We start from the raw sequence: 6260 nt of genomic DNA, 5'->3' as shown, positions 1-6260 counted from the left end.
ACCCAGTGGAACGTTCCCTGCGCGAGCGCGGGCGAGAGCGCGTCGCCGCGGCCGGTGCCGACGGCGGTGCCGCCCATGAGCGCGAACGGCACGTCGGCGCCGAGCTCGGCGGCGAGCGAGTGCAGCTCCTCCCGCCCGAGGCCCGTGCCCCACAGGTGGTCGCACGCGAGCAGGGTCGCGGCCGCGTCGGCCGAGCCGCCGCCCATGCCGCCGGCGATGGGGACGTTCTTCTCGATGTCGAGGTGAACACCGCCGCGGTAGTCGGCGACGCGGGCGAGGAGGCGCGCGGCGCGGATGGCGAGGTTCGAGCCGTCGGTCGCGAGCGCGCTCGTGTCGATCGAGCCGGAGAAGCTCACCGAGAAGTCGTCCGCGGGGCGGGCGTAGACCTCCTCGTAGAGAGAGATGGCCTGGTAGGCGGTCGCGACGTCGTGGTAGCCGTCGTCCATGAGGGCGCCGACCTTCATGAAGACGTTGATCTTGCCGGGCGCCCGCACATGCACTGCGCGCGAGGCTCCGTTTCCGACCATGACAACACCCTAGGGGAGGTCGACCGGGCGGTCGGCGTGCTCATCCCCGCGCCCCGTCGACCGCGTGGCGGCTACCCTGGGCCTGCCATGCAGTGCTCCTACTTCGACGCCGGACTGTGCCGCTCGTGCACGCTCATGGGCACGCCGTACGCCGAGCAGCTGGCCGTGAAGGAGGCGACGGCGCGCACGCTCCTCGCCGCGCATCCTGAGGCCCGCTGGCTGCCCGCGGTCGCGAGCGAGGAGTCCGGCTTCCGCGCGAAGGCGAAGATGGTGGTCGGGGGCTCGAGCGCCGCGCCGACCCTGGGCATTCTCGACGGCCGCGGGCGGGGCGTCGATCTGCGCGCCTGCGGGATCATCGCGCCGGGCATCCGCGCCGTGTTCGACCAGCTCGCCGAGGCGATCACGCGGTCGGGGCTCGAGCCGTACGACGTTCCGTCGCGGGCGGGCGAGCTCAAGTACCTCATCGCGACCGAGTCGGCCGACGGCGAGCTCATGGTGCGGTTCGTGGTGCGGTCGCGCGCGTCGGTCTCGGCCGTGCAGGCGATCGTTCCGTGGCTGACGGATGCTCTGCCGCAGCTCGCCGTCGTCTCGGTCAATCTGCACCCCGAGCACAAGGCTGTCGTCGAGGGAGACGAGGAGGTCGTCCTCACCCCGCGCTCGACCCTGCCGATGCGCGTGGGCGACGCGACGCTGCAGGTGCGGCCGCAGAGCTTCGTGCAGACGAACACGGCGATCGCCTCGGCGCTGTACCGGCAGGGCCGCGCGTGGATCGACGCCGCCGAGCCGACGTCGGTCTGGGATCTCTACTGCGGCGTCGGCGGGTTCGCGCTGCACGCCGCGGCGCCGGAGCGTCAGGTGCTCGGCGTCGAGCTCTCCGCCGACGCCGTGGCGAGCGCGCGCATCGCCGCCGCCGCGCTCCCGGCCGGGCCCGATGGGCGGATGCCCGGGGTGCGCTTCGAGGTCGGCGACGCGACGAGCGCGGTCGCGTCCGCGGGTGCCCCGCCCGACCTCGTCGTCGTGAACCCGCCGCGCCGCGGGCTCGGAGCACCGCTCGCGGGCTGGCTCGAGGAGTCGGGCGTGCCGACGATCGTCTACTCGAGCTGCAACGCCGCGTCGCTCGCGCGCGACCTCGAATCGATGCGGTCGTACCGGGTCGTCGAGGCGCGGCTGTTCGACATGTTCCCGCAGTCGACCCACTCGGAGGTCATGGTGCTGCTCGAGCGGACGTCCGCTCTCTGACTCCATGCGGGGCGCTGCCTGCGGGGCGCGAGTCCCCGGTTTCGAGGCCTACCGTTGTCGAGGAGTGACGTAATCACTTTTCGACACTCCTCAACAACGGTAGGACGGGCGCGGCGAGCCGACTTTCCTCGGCGACGCACTCACGATGTGGAGGAGTGTCGAAATCGGATTACGTCACTCCTCCACACCGTGAACGGCCCGATCGGGGCGCGCTGGCGCGGGGCCGGCGGGCCAGGCGCGGGAGGCTGCCCGCTCAGCCCTGCACGCGCGCGAGCGCGAGGAAGTCCTGCATGACGAGCTGCTCACCTCGCGCGGTCGGGTCGAGCCCCGCCGCCTCGAGCGCCGCCGTCGCCGCGGCCGATGAGCCGAAGAGCTCCGCGAGCGCCTGCCGCAGCATCTTGCGCCGCTGCCCGAACGCCGCGTCGACGAGGGCGAACATGCGCAGACGCTCCGCCTCCGACCCGGGAGGCGACGTGCGCGCCTTCATCCCGACGAGCACGCTGTCGACGTTCGGCACCGGCCAGAACACCTGCCGGCTCACGACGCCCTCGAGCCCCCAGGCCCCGTACCACGCGGCCTTCACGCTCGGGCTGCCGTAGATCTTCGAGCCCGGCCCCGCAGCGAGGCGCTGCCCGACCTCGGCCTGCACCATGACGAGCGTCCGCGTGATCGACGGGAACCGCGCGAGCAGGTGCAGCAGCACCGGCACCGAGATGTTGTACGGCAGGTTCGCGACGAGCGACGTCGGCTCCCCGAACGACTCCGGCAGCGAGGTGACGCGCAGCGCGTCGGCGTGCACGACCTCGAGGCGCGCCGTCGGCTGCAGCTCGGCGACCGTGAGCGGCAGCTGGGCGGCGAGCCGGGCATCCAGCTCGACCGCGACGACCGGATGCCCGGCCTCCAGCAGGCCGAGCGTCAGGCTGCCGAGCCCCGGCCCCACCTCGAGCACCGTCGAGCCCGGCGGCAGCGCTGCCGTCGACACGATGCGGCGGACGGTGTTTGCGTCGTGGACGAAGTTCTGGCCGAGCTTCTTCGTGGGCGTGACATCGAGCAGCGCGGCGAGGTCGCGCACCTCAGCAGGGCCCAAGAGGCCCGCCACTCAGGCCCCGCCCTGCTCGGTCGTCAGGTCGTCGGCGCGGCCCGGCAGCGCGTCGCGCTCGGGGTTGTCGGCATCAGGGCGGTCGGCCCACGGGTCGCCCGGCGCGGTGACCGGCTCGGCATCCCACGTGCCGTACACGGTCTCGGTGTTCGAGCTGATCTGCGCCGCGAGCATCGAGACGTCGGTGCCGAGGTGGTCGGCCATCGCGCGGAGCGTCCACGGCAGCAGGTACGGCGAGTTCGGGCGGCCGCGGAACGGGTGCGGCGTCAGGAACGGCGCATCCGTCTCGACGAGCAGCAGCGCACGCGGCAGGATGTCGAGCGCATCGCGCAGGTTGCGCGCGCTCTTGAAGGTCGCCGTGCCGGCGAACGAGGCGTACCAGCCGTTGTCGGCGAGGATCGACGCGAGCTCGACGTCGCCGCTGAAGCAGTGGAACACCGTGCGCTCGGGCGCGCCGACGCGGCGCAGCGTCGCCACGACGTCGTCGTGCGCGTCGCGGTCGTGGATCTGCAGGGCGAGACCGTGCTTCTTCGCGATGCGGATGTGCTCCTCGAAGGAGCGCAGCTGCGCGTCGCGTCCGCTGCCCGACTCGGTGCGGTAGAAGTCGAGGCCCGTCTCGCCGATCGCGACCACGCGGGGCTGCGCGGCGAGCTCGTCGATGACGGCGAGAGCGGCATCCAGCTCACCGGCCGCCTCGAGCGTCGCGGCCTCGTTCGGGTGGATGGCGACGGCGGCGAGCACGCGGGGCTCGCGCGCCGCGATCGCCGCCGACCAGCGCGAGGTGGCGACATCGGTGCCGACCTGCACGACGCCGCGGACCCCGACGGCCGAGCCGCGGTCGAGGTGCTCGCGGTAGTGCATCGGGTTCTCGCCGTCGGCGATCTCGAGGTGCGTGTGGTTGTCGTACACGGGCACGACGAGCGCCTCGGGGCTCGGCGGGTAGCTGAGGTCGCGCGACGAGTCCTCCATCGCGGCGCGGGAGCGCACGTGCGGTGTCATCTCGTCGGTCATGTCGCGCCCCTTCTAGGCGGTGGCCTCGTGGTCGATGCGCGGGAACAGAGCCTCGAGCGCCTGGGTGCGGGCGCCGGCCGGCAGCTGCCCCCACTCTCCCGCATCCGGGATGCGCTGGTCTGCGAGCGCTCCCAGGTGAGGCTCAGCGCCGAGCGCCGCCCACAGCTTCTGCGTGGCCTGCGGCAGGACCGGGCTCAGCAGCACGGCGAGAGCGCGCAGCCCCTCGGCCGCCGTGTACAGGATCGTGTGGAGCCGCTCGGTCTGCGAGTCGTCCTTCGCGACCTTCCAGGGCTCCTGCACCGTCAGGTAGCCGTTGAGCTCGTCGACGATCGACCACACGGCCGCGATCGAATCGCTGATCGCGAACCGGTCGATGGCGGCGGATGCGGTGCCCACGGCATCCGCGACCGTGCGCTGGATGCCCGCCTCGGCCTCGCTCGCGGCGCCCGCCTCGGGAACGACCCCGTCGCAGTACCGGCCGACCATCGCGACCACGCGCGAGGCGAGGTTGCCGAAGCCGTTCGCGAGCTCGGCCTGGTAGCGGGCGGCAAGGTCCTCCCACGAGAACGAGCCGTCCTGGCCGAATGCGATCGCGCGCATGAAGTAGTAGCGGAACGCGTCGGAGCCGAACACGTCGGTGATCTGCGACGGCGCGATGCCCGTGAGCTTCGACTTCGACATCTTCTCGCCGCCGACGAGTAGCCAGCCGTGGCCGAAGACGCGGCGCGGAACCGGCAGATCGGCGGCCATGAGCATCGCGGGCCAGATGACGGCGTGGAATCGCGCGATGTCCTTGCCGACGATGTGGTTCGACGGCCAGAAGCGGTCGAAGAGCTCGGCCGGGGCGTCGGGGCGCCAGCCGAGGGCAGAGATGTAGTTGATGAGAGCGTCGAACCACACGTAGACGACATGCTTGTCGTCCCACGGCACGCGCACGCCCCAGTCGAAGCTCTGGCGCGAGATCGACAGGTCGTCGAGGCCCCGGCGTACGAACGACACGATCTCGTTGCGCAGGCTGTCGGGCTGGATGAAGTCGGGCTGCGACTCGTACAGGTCGAGCAGACGCTGCTGGAACTGGCTCATGCGGAAGAAGTAGTTCTTCTCCTTCAGCACCTCGACCGGGCGGCCGTGGATGGGGCACACGTACTGGCCCGCGAATTCGCCGGTGCCGTCGACGAGGTCGGACTGCTGCTTGTACTCCTCGCAGCCGACGCAGTAGTAGCCCTCGTACTCGCCGTCGTAGATGAGGCCGTCGTCGTACAGCTTCTGGAGGAACTGCTGCACGACCGACTCGTGGCGCTCCTCGGTGGTGCGGATGAAGTCGTCGTTGGCGATGTCGATCGTCTTCAGCAGCGGGATCCACGCATCGGCGACGAGCTTGTCGGCCCACTCCTTCGGGGTGACGCCGTTCGCGACCGCCGTGCGCAGGATCTTCTGACCGTGCTCGTCGGTGCCCGTGAGCGACCACGTCGGCACGCCGCTCTGCCGGTGCCAGCGTGCGAGAACATCGGCCGCGACCTCGGTGTACGCGTGCCCGATGTGGGGCGCGTCGTTCACGTAGAAGATCGGGGTCGTGACGGAGAAGGAGTCGCCTGCGGCCATAGCGACCAAGTCTACGGGCGGGGTCGCGTAGCGTTTTCCGCGTGAGACGCGACCCGACCCGCCCGGCTCGGCCTCGGGCATCCCGCGCGATCGCCGTCGGCGCGGCCGTCGCGGCCGTCGCGGTGCTGGGCGGATGCTCGGGCCCGCCCCCGGATCAGAACGCCGAGCTGAGCGGGTGCCTGGTCGGCGATCGCGGCACCCTCGCCCTCGGAGTCACCAACTCGGCCGGCGAGCCGCTCGCGATCACCGGGATCGAGCTCGCCGAGTCGGAGGGCGTCGCCGTCGTCGACCGGTTCATCGCGATCGACCCCGAGGCGCGGGCGACGCCCGTGCTGTTCGACGCTGCGCCGTCGGGAAGCAGCGGTCGCGACGCGTTCGACGGCGTCGACCTCGCCGACGCGAGCATCGAGCCGGGCGCGGCCGCGTTCGTCGGCATCGAGGTCGAGCGCACCGGCGCCGCCGAGGGATTCGTGAACGGGGTCGTCATCACGACGGCCGAGCGCGAGACGATTGCGCCCGTGCGCCTCTCGCTGCTCGACGACTGCGGGTAGTCGGGCGGCCGCGAGACGCGCTGGAGGCGTCCCGGACGACCCCTGCGCCTGACGATGCGCCGGTTTGATGAGAATGCGCGAGATTGATATGGCGCATCGTCATCAAACCGGCGCATTGTCATCGGGGTGCGGGGTGGGGGCAGCGCGTGGGCGGCGGGGCCCGGGCGCGCGGCGCGAGAGTCCCGCGGCCGTCTACCCGCGGCGGGCCGCGAGCGCGGCCTCGTAGAGCTC

General features: G+C 71.9%; 5 protein-coding genes and 1 pseudogene. 2 read left to right on the top strand and 4 right to left on the bottom strand.

Translation table 11 applies throughout. The annotated features are described in order from the left end of the window. A pseudogene (locus Q7T15_RS11915) lies at window positions 1-527 on the bottom strand (4-(cytidine 5'-diphospho)-2-C-methyl-D-erythritol kinase); the annotation flags it as partial. Between the two features lie 87 nt (window positions 528-614). Here Q7T15_RS11915 and rlmC point away from each other — a divergent pair. Continuing rightward, entirely contained in the window at window positions 615-1766 is a 1152-nt protein-coding gene (gene rlmC, locus Q7T15_RS11910; RefSeq protein WP_304696483.1) for a 23S rRNA (uracil(747)-C(5))-methyltransferase RlmC, read from the top strand. Between the two features lie 253 nt (window positions 1767-2019). On the opposite strand, the gene rsmA is transcribed toward rlmC, so the two are convergent. From rsmA to metG, 3 genes are read right to left on the bottom strand one after another with little or no spacing between them, the layout of a single operon-like run. After that, entirely contained in the window at window positions 2020-2865 is an 846-nt protein-coding gene (rsmA, locus tag Q7T15_RS11905; RefSeq protein WP_304696482.1) for a 16S rRNA (adenine(1518)-N(6)/adenine(1519)-N(6))-dimethyltransferase RsmA, read from the bottom strand. Continuing rightward, window positions 2866-3876, bottom strand: a complete 1011-nt coding sequence (locus tag Q7T15_RS11900) for a TatD family hydrolase (protein WP_304696481.1) — start codon at window positions 3874-3876, stop codon at window positions 2866-2868. It lies immediately after the preceding gene. A gap of 12 nt (window positions 3877-3888) precedes the next feature. Continuing rightward, the gene (gene metG / locus Q7T15_RS11895; protein ID WP_304696480.1) at window positions 3889-5478 is read right to left on the bottom strand and encodes a methionine--tRNA ligase; all 1590 of its coding nucleotides are present in this window, start codon (window positions 5476-5478) and stop codon (window positions 3889-3891) included. A 41-nt stretch (window positions 5479-5519) separates the two neighbouring features. Here metG and Q7T15_RS11890 point away from each other — a divergent pair, with 41 nt between their 5' ends. Next, complete coding sequence (locus Q7T15_RS11890; protein WP_304696479.1) at window positions 5520-6029, top strand: hypothetical protein; 510 nt, start codon at window positions 5520-5522, stop codon at window positions 6027-6029. The last annotated feature ends 231 nt before the right edge of the window (window positions 6030-6260 follow it).

Source organism: Microcella sp. (assembly GCF_030645145.1).
Taxonomy (GTDB): Bacteria; Actinomycetota; Actinomycetes; order Actinomycetales; family Microbacteriaceae; genus Microcella.
The sequence above is the reverse complement of the archived record's forward strand: the minus strand, read 5'-3'. Positions and strand labels throughout refer to the sequence as shown.

Coding starts and splice junctions, on each gene's coding strand:
- rlmC (WP_304696483.1), top strand. CDS start 615: ATGCAGTGCTCCTACTTCGACGCCGGACTGTGCCGCTCGTGCACGCTC.
- metG (WP_304696480.1), bottom strand. CDS start 5,478: ATGGCCGCAGGCGACTCCTTCTCCGTCACGACCCCGATCTTCTACGTG.
- Q7T15_RS11900 (WP_304696481.1), bottom strand. CDS start 3,876: ATGACCGACGAGATGACACCGCACGTGCGCTCCCGCGCCGCGATGGAG.